This window comes from Janthinobacterium kochi (assembly GCF_051380715.1).
Lineage (GTDB): Bacteria > Pseudomonadota > Gammaproteobacteria > Burkholderiales > Burkholderiaceae_D > Janthinobacterium.
Genome location: NZ_JBNYXO010000001.1, coordinates 376,609 through 393,990, shown reverse-complemented (window position 1 = coordinate 393,990; position 17,382 = coordinate 376,609). Strand labels below are relative to the sequence as shown.

Sequence of the window (17,382 nt, the reverse complement as noted above, 5' to 3'; positions counted from 1 at the left end):
ATTGAGCTCCCATCATGCTTTTTCCACCTTCACGAGGAAGGACTTGAATTCCGGCGTTTGCGAATTCGCATCCCCCACGCCCGGCGTCAGGGTATTGATCAGATACCCCGGCTTGGCCACGCCCGTAAAGCCCCAGTGCAGCGGCAGGCCCACGGTATGCACCTGCTTGCCCTCGATCATCAACGCCTTGATGCGCTTGGTGACCACGGCCTTGGCGATGATGTGACCCCGCTTGGAACTGACGCGCACTTCACCGCCGGCCACGACGCCGATGCTCTTGGCCAGCTCTTCGCCGATTTCAACGAATTGCTGCGGCTGGATGATGGCGTTCAGGCGTGCATGCTTGGTCCAGTAATGGAAATGCTCGGTCAGGCGGTAGCTGGTCGCCACATGCGGATATTCCTCGTGCGTGCCGAACATTTTCCGGTCATCGGCGAACACGCGCGCGGCCGGATTGCTGGTCGCCTGCGGGTTTTTCGGATGCATGGGGTTGTAGCCCAGCGGATTTTCGAACGGCTCGTAATGCTCGGGGAACGGTCCTTCGGCCATGGCGCCACGCGCAAAAAAGCGCGCCACGCCCTCGCCCAGCATGATGAACGGACCCATGCCGTTTTCCGGCGGTTCGTCGACCTTGAAGTCGGGAATGTCGGCCCCGCTCCAGTTTGTGCCATTCCATTCGATCAGCTTGCGCGTCGGATCGAAAGGCTTGCCCTTCAAGTCGCACGAGGCGCGGTTGTACAGCACGCGGCGGTTCGCCGGCCACGCCCAGGCCCAGCCCAGAGTCTGACCGATGCCCGTCGGGTCGCTATTGTCACGCCTTCCCATCTGGTTGCCCGCCTGCGTCCAGCTGCCGGCGAAGATCCAGCAACCGCTGGTGGTGGTGCCATCGTCGCGCAATTGCGCAAACGAGGCCAGCTGCTCACCCTTCTTCACCAGCAGCTTGGTCGGATCCTTCAGATCGTACAAGTCAACCAGCGCACGGCCGTTGAATTCGCGGGCGATTTCTTCCGGCTGCGGGTTATGCGGCTGCGCATAGTTCCACGTCAGGTTGAGAATCGGATCGGGGAACTTGCCGCCCTCTTTCTGGTACATGCTACGCATGCGCAAGAACAGGCCCGACATGATCTCCAAGTCGCTGCGCGCCTGGCCCGGCGGTTCGGCCGCCTGCCAGTGCCACTGCAGCACGCGCGATGAGCTGACCAGCGAACCGCGCTCTTCGGCGAAGCAGCTGGTCGGCAAGCGGAACACTTCCGTCATGATCTTGGTGGGATCGACTTCGTGGTATTGGCCATGCGGCTTCCAGAATTCGCCCGTTTCCACGGCCAGCGGGTCCATGATGACGAGGAACTTCAGCTTCGACAGCGCTTCCGTGACCTTCTGCTTGTTCGGCGCTGACGCCAGCACATTGAAGCCCTGGCAGATATAGCCCGTCATCTTGCCTTGGTGCATGTTCTCGATGGCTTGCATCAAGTCGTACGGCTTGTCGAGTTTCGGCAGGTAGTCGAACGCGTAATTATTCTCGGCCGTGGCGAAATCACCCCACCACGTCTTCATGAAGCTGACGTGGAATTTGCGGTAATTGCTCCAGTAGCTGAGCTGGTTCGGCCGCAGCGGCTTGGTGGCGCGCGCGGCGATATAGCCGTCGAAATCCTGCTCGGCTTCGTTCGGCAAGGTCATGTAACCTGGCAACAGGTTCGACATCAGGCCCAGGTCGGTCAAGCCCTGGATGTTCGAGTGGCCGCGCAAGGCGTTCATGCCGCCGCCCGCGATACCCATGTTACCCAGCAACAGCTGCACCATGGCGCCCGTGCGGATGGTTTGCGCGCCCGTCGAGTGGTGCGTCCAGCCCAGTGCGTACAAGATGGTACCGGCGCGTCCCGGCACGGCGGTCGAAGCCAATGCTTCCGCCACCTTGTGGAACTTGTCGGCCGACACGCCGCACGTACGCTCGACCATCTCGGTCGTGTAGCGTGAGTAGTGCTTCTTCATCATCTGGTAGACGCAGCGCGGGTGCTCCAGGGTCGGGTCGACCTTGGCATAACCGTCGTCGCCGATCTCGTAATCCCAGGTGGCCTTGTTGGTGTACTTGCCTTTTTCCTTGTCGAAACCCGAAAACAGGCCGTCTTCGAACGCATAGTCTTCGCGCACGATGAAGGGCATGTCCGTGTAGTTGCGCACGTACTCATGCTGGATCTTGTCGTTCGTCAGCAGATAATTGATGATCGCGCCGAGAAAGACGATATCCGTGCCGGTACGCGTGGCGCAGTAGTAATCTGCCACGGATGCGGTACGGGTAAAACGCGGATCGACAACGATCAGCTTGGCCTTGTTATGCGCCTTCGCTTCCGTGACCCATTTGAATCCGCAAGGATGTGCTTCTGCTGCATTGCCGCCCATGACCAAAATCACATCGGCATTCTTGATATCGACCCAATGATTCGTCATCGCGCCACGGCCAAACGTCGGGGCAAGACCTGCCACCGTCGGTCCGTGTCATACACGCGCCTGATTATCAAAGGTCAGCATCCCCATGCTGCGCACTGTCTTGTGGGTCAAATACCCCACCTCGTTGCTACCGGCGGACGCGGCCAGCATGCCGGTGGAGAGCCAGCGGTTGACGGTCTTGCCGTCGGCATTCTTTTCGATCAGGTTGGCATCGCGGTCATCCTTCATCAGGCGCGCGATCTTGTCGAGCGCCACATCCCAGGAGATCGGTTGCCATTGCGTGCCGCCCGGTGCCCGGTATTCGGGCACTTTCAGGCGGTTCGGGCTGTGGATGAAGTCGACCAGACTGGCGCCCTTCGGGCACAAGGTGCCGCGGTTCACCGGGTGATCGGCATCGCCTTCCACGTGGATGATGCTGGAGACGGCATTTTTTGCGCCGTCGCCCAGTCCATACAGCAGGACGCCACATCCTACCGAACAGTAAGGACAGGTATTGCGTGTCTCGGTCGTGCGAGACAGCTTGTATTGCCGCACTTCCGCCATCGCCTGGCCCGGTGCGAAACCGAGCAGGGCGAGGCTGGAACCAGCAATGGTCGCGCCAGTTACCCGAAGGAACTGGCGCCTGGACATCTGAACCATATTCAGGCCTCTATGATGTGAGTAAATAAAAAGTCATACAACGTCATGATGGTGTCATATCACCAAGATATAAGCACCATGCCTGTGCCGTATGACAGCATTTTACCCCTCAATCCCCATCAAGGCTCAGTCCGTCGGAGAAAGCTTCCTTTAGTCAACGTTATTTGATCGGTACCGAACAGTTCCTCTAAACAATGTCAGCCTGCCCGACGCAGCTCCCCCCCCCCATGAAAAAACCCGCTCGCGAGCGGGTTTGTATGGAAGCGGCCGAACTTACTGGCTAACTTACAGGCTGTAGCGCAAAGTCAGCGCCACGTTGCGCGGCGCGCCCGGCAAGCTCAGGTTCGGGCTGGAACCGTGGCCGGAAACGATGTAGCGCGTATCGCCGATATTGTTGACGTTCAGCTGCACTTCATAGCGGCCCGTGCGGTATGCGGCCATGGCGTCGGCCGTCACGTAGCCGGGCAAGACCACCGTGTTGCCGGAATTGGCAAAACGGCTGCCGACGGCATTCGCGCCTCCGCCCACCGTGAAGCCGTGACCCAGGTCTTTCGTCAGCCACAGGTTGGCCGTGTTGCGCGCGGTCAGGGTGGCGCGCTTGCCTTTGACCGGCACTTCTCTGGCGATGATGCCGCCCGGCACATTGACGCTCTTGTCGACGGCGATGGAATCGGTGATCGTGGCGTCCAGCCAAGCATAGCCGGCCATCATTTTCCAGCCATCGTGCAAGTCAGCATTGAAGGTCAGCTCCAGGCCATCCGTGCGCTGCGTGCCGACGGGCACGATGCGGTTCGTGATGGGGTCGCTGGTCTTGATATTGTCGCGTTCCAGGCGGAACAGCGACACGGTGGCATTCGCGCGGCCGCCCCACAGATCGTACTTGGCGCCCACTTCCGTGTTGCGCGTGGTTTCCGGCGCCAGGTCGGCATTGTTGGCGGCCAGCGCGAAATTCTCGCCGCTGGGCTGGAAGGAACGGCTCCACGAGGCGTAGTACGATTGCGCCGCGCCCGGTTGCCAGACGAGGCCGGCGCGGGGGCTGTAGGCCGAATCCGTGCGCGACAGGTCTGCCGTCGTCACACCAAGCGCATTGGCCAGGCGCGACTGCTGCTTATAGCGGTCGTAGCGCAAGCCGGCCAGCGCCTTCCACTCGTCGCTGAAAGCGATGGCATCCTGCACGTAGGCGGCGGCCGTGTCGTAGGTACCGAAAGTATCGCTGCGCGCGCCCAGCTTGCTGCGGTTGACCTGCGGCAGGACAGGGTTAAAGATCGACACGTTCGGCGCTACCAAGATAGCAGCCCAGCTGTTGGCATCCTTGTTTTGCTTGCCGAACTCGGCGCCATACAACACTTCGTGGCGCAGGCTGCCCGTGACCAGCTTTTGCGTCAATTCCGTCTGGTTGAACCAGCCGCTCTCGTCACGGTTCAGCTTGGCGTGCGCCAGGTTCATCGTGCCCTTGACTTCATTGACGTTGCCGGAAATATTCGTGTTGTTGCGGTCCAGGTGATAGTCGTAATAGCGGAAGGCATTGCGCAGCGACAAGGACTCGCTGAACTTGTGCGTCAGGGTGGCCGCCGTGGAGACCACGCGCGACTGGCTGAAATCGGCATCGCGGGCATAGGCGGCACCGTAGTAAGTGCTCGCATCGACAACCACCGGGCGGCCATGCCAGGACGGGATGCCGAAGTCCGTCAGGCGGCGGTCTTCCAGGTAGTCGCCCTGCAGCAGCAGCTTGGTGGCGCCAGAGAGGCGGATGGCCACCGATGGCGCCAGCGCCGTGCGGTTGATGAATTGCTGCTCGCGGTAGCTGTCCGACAATTCGCGCGCGCCCGTGACGCGCCAGTCCACCGTCTCGCCCACTCTGCCCACGTCGACTTCGCCGCGGCGCCCTGCCGTGTTGGTCAGGCTCAGCGCCACGTCCGCGATATCCACGCCCGGCTTCCTGGTAATGCGGTTGACCAGACCACCCGAGGAACCGCGGCCGTACAGCACGGCGGCCGGCCCCTTGATCACTTCCAGTCGCTCTACATTCGACAGGTCGCGGAAATACAGCGCGTCATCGCGGAAGCCGTCGACGAATTGGTCGCCGATGGCCGTGAAGCCGCGGATGAACACCTGGTCGCGCTGGCCATCGCCCGTGGACAAGCCCACGCCGGGGATGTTCTTCATGATGTCCTGGATCGACATGGCGTTCTGGTCGCGAATGACGGCGGCCGGCACCACGTTGATCGTCTGCGGCACGTCGCGCAGGGCCATTTCCGTCTTGGTGCCGCTGGCGGAGGTGGCGGCAACATAGCCATCCTTGTCCTTCGATGCCGTCACGGTGACGGCAGGCAAGCTTTCCTGGGCCAAAGCCGCCAGTGGCATGGCGCCCAAGGTCAAGGCGCCCAGTACGGCGATGGTGATCGGTTTACATCCTGGCTTGTGCTGCATACAATTCCCTGGTCGATGTTGTAATACGAATGATTATCATTAGTATTTTATCAGCCAGCAATGAAAAACGTAAGGCGAAATGTAAGTGATAGTACTTACACACACGCAACTTGATGTAAAAAAGCAACAGGAAATTAATATCAATAAGCAATTAAAATTGCCTTGAAAAACTATTTCTGTGCGTCAATGCTATACTTGCGCTTGCTGGTTAGCGGCAACCACGCCGCCACACCCCATGCTTTACCTCCATCGCCACGCTCAGCGTGGCGCGCCGCACAGCCATCACGCGGCACCCGAAGACCCCGATCCCCTGCGCCTTGCGGCGCCTGTCCGCCCCTGCTGGCGGCGGCGATCATGACTATTAAATTGTTAGGAACTACATGAAAAACCTGAACATCGGCAGCCGCCTTGGCGTCGGCTTTGCTGTCGTATTGCTGTTGCTTGCCACCTTGACCATCACCGCCCTCGTGCGCATGCAAACGGCTAGCGATCTGACCTACCGTCTCATCAATACCAGCATCAAGAACCAGCGCATGGTGGCCGAGTGGTCGAAAATCATTGAACTCAACAGCGTGCGCGGCGTCGCCTCATTCGAGATCCCCGATCCTGTCGTGCGCGCCAAGATCGAGGAAGACCTGAAGGTCGATGCGGCCCGCTCCAGCAAACTGCAGGACGACATCGCCGCGTCCTTGCGCGACCCGGCCGTGATCGAACAGTTCAAGGTCGTGCGCAAGGTGCGCACCGACTACGTGACGACGCGCACACGCGCCTTCAAGATGAAGGCCGACGGCGACGTGGCGGGCGCCAAGCAAGTGTTCGACAAGGAAGTCACGCCGATCACCACGGCTTACCTGGCCGAAGTGAAGCGCTTTGCCAGCATGCAGATCAAGGCGGCCGACGGCGTCGGCGCCAGCATCATCGAAGCCTACAGCGGCACCCGCATCTTCCTGATCACCATGGGCGTGCTGGCCGTGCTGATGGGCATCGGTTTCGCGTGGTGGATCACGCGCTCGATCACCGGCCCTATTCGCGCCGCCGTGAAAGTGGCGGAAACCGTGGCAGCTGGCGACCTGAGCAGCGTCATCACGGCGCAAGGCCGCGATGAAACGGGCCAGCTGATGCATGCCCTGAAAACCATGAACGATAGCCTCGTCGGCATCGTGGGACAAGTGCGCAGCGGCACCGACACCATCGCCACGGCGTCTGCGGAAATCGCCGCCGGCAACCAGGACCTGTCGTCGCGCACGGAACAGCAAGCCAGTTCGCTGGAAGAAACCGCCTCGTCGATGGAAGAACTGACCTCGACCGTGAAGCAGAATGCCGACAACGCGCGCCAGGCGAATAAACTGGCCGGCGACGCGGCCGGCATCGCCAGCCGCGGCGGCGCCGTGGTGGCCGAAGTGGTGGCCACCATGGGCGAGATCAATACCTCATCGAAGAAAATCGTCGACATTATTTCTGTCATCGACGGCATCGCCTTCCAGACCAACATCCTGGCCCTGAACGCGGCCGTGGAAGCAGCACGCGCCGGCGAACAGGGCCGCGGCTTCGCCGTGGTGGCAACAGAGGTGCGCAACCTGGCGCAGCGCTCGGCAGCAGCGGCCAAGGAAATCAAGGGTTTGATCGACGACTCCGTACAAAAGGTCGACGTGGGCACGGACCTGGTCGACAAGGCCGGCAAGACGATGGAAGAAATCGTGCAAAGCATAGCCTTCGTCACGTCCATCATGAGCGAGATCAGCAACGCCAGCGAAGAGCAGAGTGCCGGCATCGAGCAAGTCAACCAGGCCATTTCCGAAATGGACCAGGTGACGCAGCAAAATGCAGCCCTGGTGGAAGAAGCCTCGGCCGCGGCCGAAGCGATGCAGGAACAGGCGAGCGAACTGGCGCAAGTGGTCAGCGTCTTCCGCCTGGACGCGAATGCAGCGGCGACCGACCGTTTCAGCGCCAAGGCAGCGCAGCGCAGCGCGCCGGCAGCTCCAGCAACCCGGGCCGCGCCTGCCCGCAAGGCCTCCATCCCTGCCCTGCGTCTGCCCGTGACGCGCAAGAGCAGCAAGGCAGCAAGCCCTGCCGAAGGCGAGTGGGAAGAGTTTTAAGGTGTGAAGTTCAATGCGTGGCAGTGGCTGCCACGCATGCCCAACGGCCAGGCATCAGCACAGCCTGGCTTGCGTATCTTCAATCAGTTTCGCCAGCTCGCGCGGCACTGCCTGTGCCAGGAAATCGAGCGCCAATTGTTCCGGATCGATGGCCGCGTCCAACGGCAAGCCCTGCTCGAAGCCGCCCACCATGATGCGGCAAAAATGTGGCGATTCCGCCCGCGTTTCCACATACCAGCAACCCGCATGGCCCTGCACGAAGTATTCGCCGATAAAGTAGCCGAGCATGGTTTTTACCCACTGCCAGCTCTCGTCACGAATGACGATGGTGCGCATGGCAGCATCGATGTACGGCAGGTATTCAGCCGCGTTCGTCAACACTTCGTGCGCCGGCTGGATGCCCAGGCGCTCGACAAAATTCACCAGCGAGGCGCCCAGCGCGTCATAGTAGGCATCAAAAGCCGTTTGGCTTTGTTGCAATAATTGTTCTTGTTCGTTCGACAGCATTCACACTCCACAGACATTCAACAATCCCGTCCATTTTCAAGAAATTGCGCGGGTCAGACTATCCATCATTTTACGCCACGCTCACGTCCACCCCGGCCCGCTGCAGCAAGGCCTCATTGCGGGCGGACAGATGCGTCACCTGCAGGTGCTTGCCGGCCTTGTCATAGCGCTCATACAGGGATTCGATGGCGGCGATGGCCGAGTGATCGGCCATGTGCAGGTGGCGGCAGTCGAGGATGACGCGGGCCGGGTCCGACGCCAACTGGAACAGCTCCTGGAAATGCGTGGTGGAAGCAAAAAACAGGGTGCCGTGCGGCAAGTAGACGCGCATGCCAGGGCTGCTGTCATCGATGTCGGCACGCATTTCGCGCGCATGCTGCCAGGCAAAATTCAAGGCGGCAATGACGATGCCGCACAGCACAGCCATCGCCAGGTCCGTCAACACCGTGATGACCGTCACGGCAACGATCACCAGCGCATCCTGCAACGGCACCTTGCCCAGCACGCGCAAGGAACCCCAGGCAAACGTTTGCTGCGCCACGACGAACATCACACCCACCAGGGCAGCCAGCGGAATGCGCTCGATCAGCGGCGACAGGAACAGGATGAACAGCAGAATCATCACGCCGGCCGTCACGCCCGACAGGCGCGAACGGCCGCCCGAACTCAGGTTGATCATGGTCTGACCGATCATGGCGCAGCCGCCCATGCCGCCAAACAGGCCCGACACGACATTCGAGGCACCGAGGGCGATACATTCGCGGTTCGGCTGGCCCCGCGTTTCCGTCATCTCATCGGTGAGATTGAAAGTGAGCAAGGTTTCCAGCAAGCCCACCATGGCCATCAGCGCCGCATACGGAAAAATGATGTGCAAGGTCGCCATATCCAGCGGCACGGTGGGCCAATGCAGGGCCGGCAAGCCGCCGGCGATATGCGCGAGGTCGCCCAGGGTGCGCGTGGGCAAGTGCAAGACATGGCTGAGCACGCCCACGCCGAGGATGGCCACCAGCGCGGGCGGCACGGCCTTCGTGATGCGCGGCAGCATGTAGACGATGGCCATGGTCAGCGCCACCAGCGCCCCCATCACGAGCAAGGGCGTGCCTTGCAGCCAGGTTTCGCCCTGCGGCGTGGCCTGGCGGAAGTGTTCCAACTGGGCCATGGCAATGACGATGGCCAGGCCATTCACAAAGCCCAGCATCACCGGGTAGGGCACCATGCGGATCAATTTCCCAAGGCGCAAGATGCCGAACAGCGCCATCAAAATACCTCCGAGCACCACGGTGGCCAGCAGATATTGCACGCCATGCTGGGCCACCAGCGCCACGATGACGACGGCCATGGACCCGGCCGCGCCGGAAATCATGCCGGGGCGCCCGCCAAAGATGGCCGTGAATGCGCAAATGATGAAGGCGCCATACAGGCCCATCAAGGGATTCAACTGCGCCACCAGGGCAAAGGCGATGCATTCGGGTACCAGGGCAAACGAGGTGGTCAGGCCCGCCAGGACGTTTTTTTGCAGGTTCGAGAACCACTCATCCCGAAAAGTTGTGTTGATCATTGATTCGAATCCAGGGTCGGAACAGAGAAGTGCGCGCCCGACGCAGAATCACCAGGCGCAGCCATGCCAGCGGGCGTCAGAAAAAAGCCGTGCCGAAGTTTAGCGGAGAGGAAATCGTCAGTGACTACATGGGGTTGGCGGATAGGGGAAGAATCATCAGCGCGGCGCAGCTGAGCGTGCGGGCATTATACAAGAAGCGGCACAGACAAAAAAATAGCCCACTCGAAAGTGGGCTATTTTTTTCATCTGGAGGCGAGGACGGGAATCGAACCCGTCTAAACGGCTTTGCAGGCCGCTGCATAACCTCTTTGCTACCTCGCCAGAGGAACTGCTTGGATGGGCCTTCCGGCACACCTTGAAAAACTGGAGCGGGAGAAGAGTCTCGAACTCTCGACCTCAACCTTGGCAAGGTTGCGCTCTACCAACTGAGCTACTCCCGCATTGGAGCTTGGTTACAGCCTAATCACGCTTGCTACTGCAGCGGATAAAAAAAGGAAGCCAGCTTAGCTTCCCTTTAGAATTCTGGAGCGGGAGAAGAGTCTCGAACTCTCGACCTCAACCTTGGCAAGGTTGCGCTCTACCAACTGAGCTACTCCCGCATTGGAGCTTCTATTTTCTGCTACTGCCATCTTGCTGTACTGCCTCCAGCTTTCACTGGAGCGGGAGAAGAGTCTCGAACTCTCGACCTCAACCTTGGCAAGGTTGCGCTCTACCAACTGAGCTACTCCCGCATACGAACCGCTATTTTACTGCTTTTTACTACCGTTTACCAGTGCTGCTTTACTGCTGATCCAGTATTCACTGGAGCGGGAGAAGAGTCTCGAACTCTCGACCTCAACCTTGGCAAGGTTGCGCTCTACCAACTGAGCTACTCCCGCAGTGGACAACATTGTATCAGAAGCTCTACTACATCGCCAGTACTACTTTTTACTGCATTCGCTGTTTTTACCTATGACACGCTCCAGAAAACTGGAGCGGGAGAAGAGTCTCGAACTCTCGACCTCAACCTTGGCAAGGTTGCGCTCTACCAACTGAGCTACTCCCGCGTCATCAACAACAGGCCAGCATTATAGAGGGATTACAGGGGCTGTCAACGGGCAATATCTGGTGTTTTGCAAAATATTTGGGGTCAGACCCTTTGGGTCAGACCCCGGTCTTTGCTCAAGGGTTGTATGGGGCGCCGAAATAGTTCAACCCAAGGGCAGAAATGCCGGGGTCGGACCCGAAGGGTACGACCCCTTTCAATGCAGGTTGCCTGCTTTTTCCTTAATGAGCGGCCATGCCAGGCGCAAATAATAGAACATCGACCACACCGTCAGCACGCAAGCGATCCACAGCAGCTTTTCGCCCCACACGTGGGTGTCGATCGCGCCGAAGATCACGTCGTGGTACAGCAGCAAGGGAATGGCCGTCATTTGCGCGGCCGTCTTGATCTTGCCGATCGAACTGACGGCCACCGATTTCGATGCGCCGATCTGCGCCATCCATTCGCGCAATGCGGAAATGGTGATTTCGCGGCCGATGATGATGAAGGCCAGCACGGCATTGACACGGTCCAGTTGCACCAGCACCAGCAAGGCGCCCGCCACCATCAGTTTGTCGGCGACCGGATCGAGGAAGGCGCCAAAGGCCGAGGTCTGGTTCCAGCGTCGCGCGAGAAAACCATCGAACCAGTCGGTCACGGCGGCAACAATGAAGACCAGGGTGGCAACCAGGTTCTGATCGCCATGCAGAAGCATCGACGGCGGCAAATAAAATACGCCTACGACGAGTGGAATCAGGGCCACGCGCAGCCAGGTCAAAAAGATGGGAATATTAAAAGGCATAAGGAAGCAATCGGCCGACGGGTAAATTGAACATGAAGAAAGCGCCACTAGTCTACATGGCCCGGTGGTATTAGCCTAGTCCGGTTGCCGCAGCACCGGTCCAGGCCATCCAGTCATTAGTGCAACTGCTTGTAAATCTCTTCCGCAAGTTGCGTGGAAATCCCCTCCACCGACATCAAATCCTCGACGCTGGCGTCGACTACGCCGCGCAAGCCGCCAAAGCGCGACAGCAGCTTCTGGCGGCGCTTGGCGCCGATCCCTTCTATCTCTTCCAGGCGCGAGGTCTGGCGCGTCTTGGCGCGCTTGGCGCGCATGCCCGTGATGGCGAAGCGGTGCGCCTCGTCGCGGATTTGCGCGATCAGCATCAGCGCCGCCGATTCCTTGCCCAATTCCTGCGCCGCGCGGCCATCGACGAACAGCAGGGTTTCCAGGCCCACCTTGCGCCCCTCCCCCTTGGCTACGCCGACGATCAGGCTGATATCGAGTCCCAGCTCGGCGAACACCTGACGCGCCATTTCGATCTGCCCCTTGCCGCCGTCGATCAGCACCACGTCGGGCATCACGCCATCGCCATTGGCGACTTTTTCGTAACGGCGCATCAGCACCTGGCGCATGGCCGCATAATCGTCGCCGGGAGTGATGTCGTTGATGTTGTAGCGCCGGTATTCGCCATTCTGCATGGCGTGGTGGTGGAACACCACGCACGAGGCCTGCGTCGCCTCGCCCTGCGTGTGGCTGATGTCGAAACACTCCACGCGCAGGCCGTCGAGGTCTTCCGTTTCCAGGCGCAGCGCTTCGGCCAGCGCACGCGTGCGCGACTGCTGCGAACCTTGCTCCGACAGCAGGCGCGCCAGCGAAATCTCGGCGCCCTTTTGCGCCATCTCCAGCCATTGGCGGCGCTGCCCCTGCGGCTGGAAGATCAGGTTGATGCGGTGGCCGCACTGCTCCATCAGGGCCACCATCAGGGCCGGCTGGTCGAATTCGATATTCAGGATCAGGGTGCCGGGGATGAATTTTTCCGTGTAGTGCTGGGCCAGGAAAGCGGCCAGCACTTCCACCTCGATGGGCTCTTCGGCAATCGCCGCCGCATCGCTGAGCTGGCTGGGGAAATAGGCGCGGTCGCCCAGGTGGCGCCCGCCGCGCACCATGGCCAGGTTGACGCAGGCGCGCCCGCCCTGCACCAGCACGGCGAGGATGTCGACATCGGCGTCGCCCGTCGTTTCCATGCTTTGCTGGTGCAGCACGCGCGACAGCGAAGCGATCTGGTTGCGCACCACCACCGCCTGCTCGAATTTCAGTTCGGCGGCAAACGCATGCATCTTCTTTTCCAGGTCGGCCATGACTTCGCTCTGGCGCCCGCGCAGGAAGCGCGCCGCGTTCTCCACGTCGTTTTTATAGTCTTCCTTGCTGATCAGGTCCACGCAGGGTGCGCTGCAACGGCCGATCTGGTGCAGCAGGCAGGGCCGCGTGCGGTTGGCATACACGCTATCCTCGCAGGTGCGGATCAAAAACACCTTTTGCAGGATCTGCATCGATTCCTTGACGGCCCAGGAACTGGGGAATGGCCCGAAATACTGGTTTTTCTTGTCCACCGCGCCCCGGTAATACACCATGCGCGGCGCCTCGCCGTGCGTAATCTTCAGGTAGGGGTAGGACTTGTCGTCGCGAAACAGGATGTTGTAGCGCGGCTGCAGCGCCTTGATCAAGTTGTTTTCCAGGATCAGCGCTTCCGCCTCGCTGTGCGTGACGGTCGTTTCCAGGCGCGCGATGCGCTCGACCATCATGGCGATGCGGGGGCTGGCCAGGTTCTTCTGGAAATAACTGGAAACGCGCTTTTTCAAGTCGCGCGCCTTGCCGACATACAACACCTTGTCGGCGGCGTCGAAATAGCGGTACACGCCGGGCAAATTCGGCAGCTTGGCGACGGTGGCCAGCACCTGCGCGCGCGGGTCGGGCGGCGTTTCCGCCAAGGAAGATTCTGGGCTTGCTTCGGTCATTGCTGGCTCATTCTTGCGCTGCTTGCTCCACGATCACGAATGCGACCGCATATTCTTCTTCATCGCTGATCGTCACTTGCGCGCTCAGCCGGTTTGCCGCCATGAAGTCCGCCAGCACGCCGCTGCAGACGATCATCGGCTTGCCGCTGGGGTGATTCAGCATCTGCGCGGCGGGCCAGGTCATCGGCATGCGCAAGCCCAGGCCGATGGCCTTGGAAAATGCCTCTTTTGCCGCAAAGCGGGTGGCCAGGAAGCGCACGCCGCGCACGGCGTTTTTCGCACTGCGGGCGCGGAATTTCTCCATCTCTTGCGGCCCCAGTATCTTTTGCGCGAAACGCTCGCCATGGCGCGCCAGCGCCGCCTCGATACGGGGGATCTTGCAGATATCGGTACCGATGCCGTAGATCATGCTGCGCTCCCTTGTCAGGCCCTGTGGCCCAGGCGTGTGGCCACCATGATGGCCTTCATTTCGCGCACGGCGTTTTCCCAGCCGACAAACACGGCGTGCGCGACGATGGCGTGGCCGATGTTCAGCTCAGTAATATCGGGAATGGCGGCAATCGCTTGCACATTGGTGTAATGCAGGCCGTGGCCCGCATTGACCTTCAAGCCGCGGCCCACGCCGAACAGTACGCTCGCCTTGATGCGCTCCAGCTCCGCCAACTGCTCGGCGCCTGCCGTATCGGCATAGCGGCCCGTATGCAGCTCGATCACGGGCGCGCCCAGCTCGGCAGCGGCGGCGATCTGTTGCTCGTCCGCATCGATGAACAGGCTCACGCGGATGCCCTCGCCTTGCAATTGTTTCACCGCGGCCTGCACTTCCTTGAAGTAGCGCACCACGTCCAGCCCCCCTTCGGTGGTCACTTCCGTGCGTTTTTCCGGCACCAGGCACACATCTGCCGGGCGGATGCGGCAGGCGAAGTCGAGCATCTCCTGGGTCACGGCCGCTTCCAGATTCATGCGCGTTAGCAACTGCGGCGCGATGGCGATCACGTCCGCATCCTTGATGTGGCGGCGGTCTTCGCGCAAATGCAGGGTGATGGCGTCGGCGCCCGCCTGCTCGGCCAGCAAGGCCGCGCGGACCGGGTCCGGGTAGGCGGTGCCGCGCGCATTGCGCAAGGTGGCCACGTGGTCGATATTGACGCCCAGGTCGATGACGGGGCCGGAAGGCTGCAAAAAGCTCATAGTTGGTATCCGTAAAGTGCTGTCGTGCGGCAAACCGCCGCTACAGCTGCATTAAATCGATCAGTATCTGGCGCGTGTTCAAGGTGGCGCCCCCCAGTTGATGGGCCAGCAAAAAGCGCATCAGCAGCTTGCTTTGCGCCTGCGTGGCGACGTCAAGATAATCTTCGCGCTCCATGTCGAGCAGGGTCTTGCCCGTGATCTTCGGCCAGGCATCGCTGGCGCGCGCCGGGCGCGGTCCCCGTTCCGGGTCGACCACATAGACCTGGCCCGCATCGACGGCCTGGCGCGTGCCCGTGCAGCGCGTCAGGTCGGCCGCCACGCCCGTTTCCTTGAGCAGGGCGCGCTCGAACTTGCGCAGCACGATGGGTGGCGGCTCATTGTGCGCCAGCTGATTCAAGGTAGCAACGTAGTGGTCGAACAGGACGGGATGCGGATCGTCGCGCGCCAGCAATTTGACCAGCAATTCGTTCAGATAAAAGCCGCACAGCAGCGCCGTCTTTTCCAGCGGCAACATGCCGCCCACCCATTCGGCGCCCGTCAAAATGCGCAGTTCGGATTTACCCGTCCAGCCCGCTTGCAGCGGCTGGAAGGTCTGCAGCACGCCGCGCAACTGCGAATGGGGCCGCTTGGCGCCCTTGGCGACGAGCGCAATGCGGCCGTATTCGCGCGTAAACACGTCGACGATGAGGCTGGTTTCTTTATGCGGGTAGCTGTGCAGCACGAAGGCTGGCTGGCCCGTGATGCGGCCGTCGCGCGCGGGTGGACGGCTGCGCCGGGGCGCTGTGGGCGTGGCAGATGCGGGAGTTGCGGCCGGCGGCGCGATGGCCACCGGCGCGGGGACAGCAGGTGAGGCTGGCGCGATGTCAGGCTGCGCTGGCGTGGTGGTGCTCATGCGTGTAGCGTCGCCCCCGGGTTGCGGATTACTCGTAGCCGTAGGCGCGCAAGCCCGCCTCGTTATCGGCCCAGCCCGATTTGACCTTGACCCAGATTTCCAGGTACACGGGGCCGCCGAACAATTTTTCCATATCCAGGCGGGCCTGGGTCGAGACTTCCTTCAGGCGCGCGCCCTTATTGCCGATAATCATGGATTTATGGGTATCGCGCTCGACCAGGATGGCGGCGAACACGCGGCGCAAATCGCCTTCCTGCTCGAATTTTTCGATCAGCACGGTGCTCGTGTACGGCAATTCATCACCAACAAAACGGAAGAGTTTTTCGCGCACGATTTCCGAGGCGAGGAATTTCTCGCTGCGGTCCGTGATGTCGTCCGGGCCAAAGATGGGCTGGTTTTCCGGCAAGAAACGCTTGATCTCATTCTGCAAGCCTTCCAGCTGGAAGTGCAGCTTCGCCGAGACGGGCACGATGGCGGCGAAGTCGCGCATGGCGGCGATCTTTTGCGCAAACGGCAGCAGCACGGCCTTGTCCTTGACGCGGTCGGATTTGTTGATGACGAGGATGCATGGCACTTCCTTCGGCAGCAAATCCATCACTTGCTGGTCGGCCGGGCCGAACGTGCCCGCCTCGATCACGTACAGGATGACATCCGAGGAAATCAGCGTGTTCGTCACGGTCTTGTTGAGCGTCTTGTTCAGCGCGTTCGAATGGCGCGTCTGGAAGCCGGGCGTGTCGACGTAGATGAATTGCGCGTCCGGCACCGTCTGGATGCCTGTGATGCGGTGGCGCGTGGTTTGTGCCTTGCGCGAAGTGATGCTGACCTTCGCGCCGATCAGCACGTTCATCAGGGTCGATTTACCCACGTTGGGGCGGCCCACGATGGCGATATAGCCACAGCGGAAGTTGTCGGGCATTTTGGTGGCTGTCATGCTAGTGTCGATTCTGTTTAGTGTGAGCGGCGATCGCCGGGGCTGCAGGAGCTTGCGCGTCGTCGCTCTGGATGGTGGCAATACCGGCCAGCTTGAGCTGGGCGGCGCGCGGTTTGGGCTTGCGGCTGGCGGCTGGCGACTTCAACAGCGCCTGCTCGGCCACGTCCAACGCCAGTTTGGCGGCGGCTTGCTCACCGGCGCGGCGGCTTCCGCCTCGGCCGTAGACCTGGATATTCAATTTCGGCACCAGGCATTCGATCTCGAATTCCTGGCTGTGGGCGGCGCCGTGGGTAGCCACCACGTTGTATTGTGGCAGCGAAATTTTCTTGCTTTGCAAAAACTCCTGCAGCAGGGTCTTGGCATCCTTGCCCAGGGTTTGCGGATCGACCGAGTCGAGGATGGGAATGTAGAAGGCGCGGATCACCGTGCTGGCCGCGTCAAAGCCCGTATCGAGGAAAATCGCGCCCAGCAGAGCTTCCAGGGTATCGGCGAGGATGGACGGACGGCGGAAACCGCCCGACTTCAGTTCGCCTTCGCCCAGGCGCAAAAATTGCGACAGTTCCAGCTTTTGCGCGATTTCATACAGCGACTGCTGTTTCACCAGGTTGGCGCGCAAGCGCGACAGGTCGCCCTCGTCGATGGACTTGAAGCGTTCGTACAGGATGGAGGCGACCACGCAGTTGAGAATGGAGTCGCCGAGGAATTCCAGCCGCTCATTATGCAAACTGCTGTGGCTACGATGCGTCAAGGCTTGCTGCAACAGGCCAGCATCCTGGAACGTATAGCCTAAACGGGTTTGCAATAGCTGAAGATTCATTGTTGTTTCTGTATCATCTGAGTAATTCGGCTGGCCGCCGCACGGGGAATCGGCGCGGC

12 protein-coding genes and 6 tRNA genes are annotated in these 17,382 nt (G+C 60.8%); 1 reads left to right on the top strand and 17 read right to left on the bottom strand.

Features of this window, described 5'->3' with window-relative positions:
- Positions 1-12: 12 nt before the first annotated feature.
- Complete coding sequence (gene fdnG / locus ACQ4WL_RS01890) at positions 13-3,084, bottom strand: formate dehydrogenase-N subunit alpha (RefSeq protein ID WP_436507688.1); 3,072 nt, start codon at positions 3,082-3,084, stop codon at positions 13-15.
- A 285-nt stretch (positions 3,085-3,369) separates the two neighbouring features.
- A complete protein-coding gene (locus tag ACQ4WL_RS01885; protein ID WP_436507687.1) occupies positions 3,370-5,514 on the bottom strand; it encodes a TonB-dependent receptor in 2,145 nt (714 codons plus the stop codon).
- A gap of 380 nt (positions 5,515-5,894) precedes the next feature.
- Here ACQ4WL_RS01885 and ACQ4WL_RS01880 point away from each other — a divergent pair, with 380 nt between their 5' ends.
- Positions 5,895-7,610: a methyl-accepting chemotaxis protein gene (locus ACQ4WL_RS01880; RefSeq protein ID WP_436507686.1), complete on the top strand. Its 1,716-nt coding sequence runs from the start codon at positions 5,895-5,897 to the stop codon at positions 7,608-7,610.
- 54 nt (positions 7,611-7,664) lie between these two features.
- On the opposite strand, the gene ACQ4WL_RS01875 is transcribed toward ACQ4WL_RS01880, so the two are convergent.
- From ACQ4WL_RS01875 to rnc, 15 genes are all read right to left on the bottom strand, one after another.
- Positions 7,665-8,117: a hypothetical protein gene (locus ACQ4WL_RS01875; RefSeq protein WP_436507685.1), complete on the bottom strand. Its 453-nt coding sequence runs from the start codon at positions 8,115-8,117 to the stop codon at positions 7,665-7,667.
- 70 nt (positions 8,118-8,187) lie between these two features.
- A complete protein-coding gene (locus tag ACQ4WL_RS01870) occupies positions 8,188-9,675 on the bottom strand; it encodes a SulP family inorganic anion transporter (protein WP_436507684.1) in 1,488 nt (495 codons plus the stop codon).
- A gap of 247 nt (positions 9,676-9,922) precedes the next feature.
- A tRNA-Cys gene (locus tag ACQ4WL_RS01865) sits at positions 9,923-9,996 on the bottom strand.
- Positions 9,997-10,039: 43 nt separating this feature from the next.
- Positions 10,040-10,115 (bottom strand) — tRNA-Gly (locus ACQ4WL_RS01860).
- A gap of 83 nt (positions 10,116-10,198) precedes the next feature.
- Positions 10,199-10,274: transfer RNA gene (locus ACQ4WL_RS01855), tRNA-Gly, on the bottom strand.
- Between the two features lie 56 nt (positions 10,275-10,330).
- Positions 10,331-10,406 (bottom strand) — tRNA-Gly (locus tag ACQ4WL_RS01850).
- A 71-nt stretch (positions 10,407-10,477) separates the two neighbouring features.
- Positions 10,478-10,553 (bottom strand) — tRNA-Gly (locus tag ACQ4WL_RS01845).
- A 92-nt stretch (positions 10,554-10,645) separates the two neighbouring features.
- A tRNA-Gly gene (locus tag ACQ4WL_RS01840) sits at positions 10,646-10,721 on the bottom strand.
- 195 nt (positions 10,722-10,916) lie between these two features.
- Positions 10,917-11,501: a CDP-diacylglycerol--glycerol-3-phosphate 3-phosphatidyltransferase gene (pgsA, locus tag ACQ4WL_RS01835; protein ID WP_436507683.1), complete on the bottom strand. Its 585-nt coding sequence runs from the start codon at positions 11,499-11,501 to the stop codon at positions 10,917-10,919.
- A 116-nt stretch (positions 11,502-11,617) separates the two neighbouring features.
- Positions 11,618-13,498: an excinuclease ABC subunit UvrC gene (uvrC, locus tag ACQ4WL_RS01830; protein ID WP_436507682.1), complete on the bottom strand. Its 1,881-nt coding sequence runs from the start codon at positions 13,496-13,498 to the stop codon at positions 11,618-11,620.
- Positions 13,499-13,505: 7 nt separating this feature from the next.
- On the bottom strand, positions 13,506-13,907 hold the full coding sequence (gene acpS / locus ACQ4WL_RS01825) for a holo-ACP synthase (RefSeq protein ID WP_096236426.1): 402 nt from the start codon (positions 13,905-13,907) through the stop codon (positions 13,506-13,508).
- 14 nt (positions 13,908-13,921) lie between these two features.
- On the bottom strand, positions 13,922-14,683 hold the full coding sequence (gene pdxJ / locus ACQ4WL_RS01820; RefSeq protein ID WP_436507680.1) for a pyridoxine 5'-phosphate synthase: 762 nt from the start codon (positions 14,681-14,683) through the stop codon (positions 13,922-13,924).
- Positions 14,684-14,723: 40 nt separating this feature from the next.
- Positions 14,724-15,575, bottom strand: coding sequence for a DNA repair protein RecO (gene recO, locus ACQ4WL_RS01815; protein ID WP_436507679.1), 852 nt, complete (start codon positions 15,573-15,575; stop codon positions 14,724-14,726).
- Positions 15,576-15,603: 28 nt separating this feature from the next.
- A complete protein-coding gene (gene era / locus ACQ4WL_RS01810) occupies positions 15,604-16,506 on the bottom strand; it encodes a GTPase Era (RefSeq protein ID WP_034749612.1) in 903 nt (300 codons plus the stop codon).
- A gap of 1 nt (position 16,507) precedes the next feature.
- Positions 16,508-17,323, bottom strand: coding sequence for a ribonuclease III (gene rnc / locus ACQ4WL_RS01805; protein WP_034749615.1), 816 nt, complete (start codon positions 17,321-17,323; stop codon positions 16,508-16,510).
- Positions 17,324-17,382: the final 59 nt, after the last annotated feature.

Excerpts from the sequence above, each read along its gene's own strand:
- acpS (WP_096236426.1), bottom strand. The coding sequence starts at position 13,907 with ATGATCTACGGCATCGGTACCGATATCTGCAAGATCCCCCGTATCGAG.
- ACQ4WL_RS01880 (WP_436507686.1), top strand. The coding sequence starts at position 5,895 with ATGAAAAACCTGAACATCGGCAGCCGCCTTGGCGTCGGCTTTGCTGTC.
- ACQ4WL_RS01870 (WP_436507684.1), bottom strand. The coding sequence starts at position 9,675 with ATGATCAACACAACTTTTCGGGATGAGTGGTTCTCGAACCTGCAAAAA.
- pgsA (WP_436507683.1), bottom strand. The coding sequence starts at position 11,501 with ATGCCTTTTAATATTCCCATCTTTTTGACCTGGCTGCGCGTGGCCCTG.
- ACQ4WL_RS01885 (WP_436507687.1), bottom strand. The coding sequence starts at position 5,514 with ATGCAGCACAAGCCAGGATGTAAACCGATCACCATCGCCGTACTGGGC.
- ACQ4WL_RS01875 (WP_436507685.1), bottom strand. The coding sequence starts at position 8,117 with ATGCTGTCGAACGAACAAGAACAATTATTGCAACAAAGCCAAACGGCT.
- rnc (WP_034749615.1), bottom strand. The coding sequence starts at position 17,323 with ATGAATCTTCAGCTATTGCAAACCCGTTTAGGCTATACGTTCCAGGAT.
- pdxJ (WP_436507680.1), bottom strand. The coding sequence starts at position 14,683 with ATGAGCTTTTTGCAGCCTTCCGGCCCCGTCATCGACCTGGGCGTCAAT.
- recO (WP_436507679.1), bottom strand. The coding sequence starts at position 15,575 with ATGAGCACCACCACGCCAGCGCAGCCTGACATCGCGCCAGCCTCACCT.
- uvrC (WP_436507682.1), bottom strand. The coding sequence starts at position 13,498 with ATGACCGAAGCAAGCCCAGAATCTTCCTTGGCGGAAACGCCGCCCGAC.
- era (WP_034749612.1), bottom strand. The coding sequence starts at position 16,506 with ATGACAGCCACCAAAATGCCCGACAACTTCCGCTGTGGCTATATCGCC.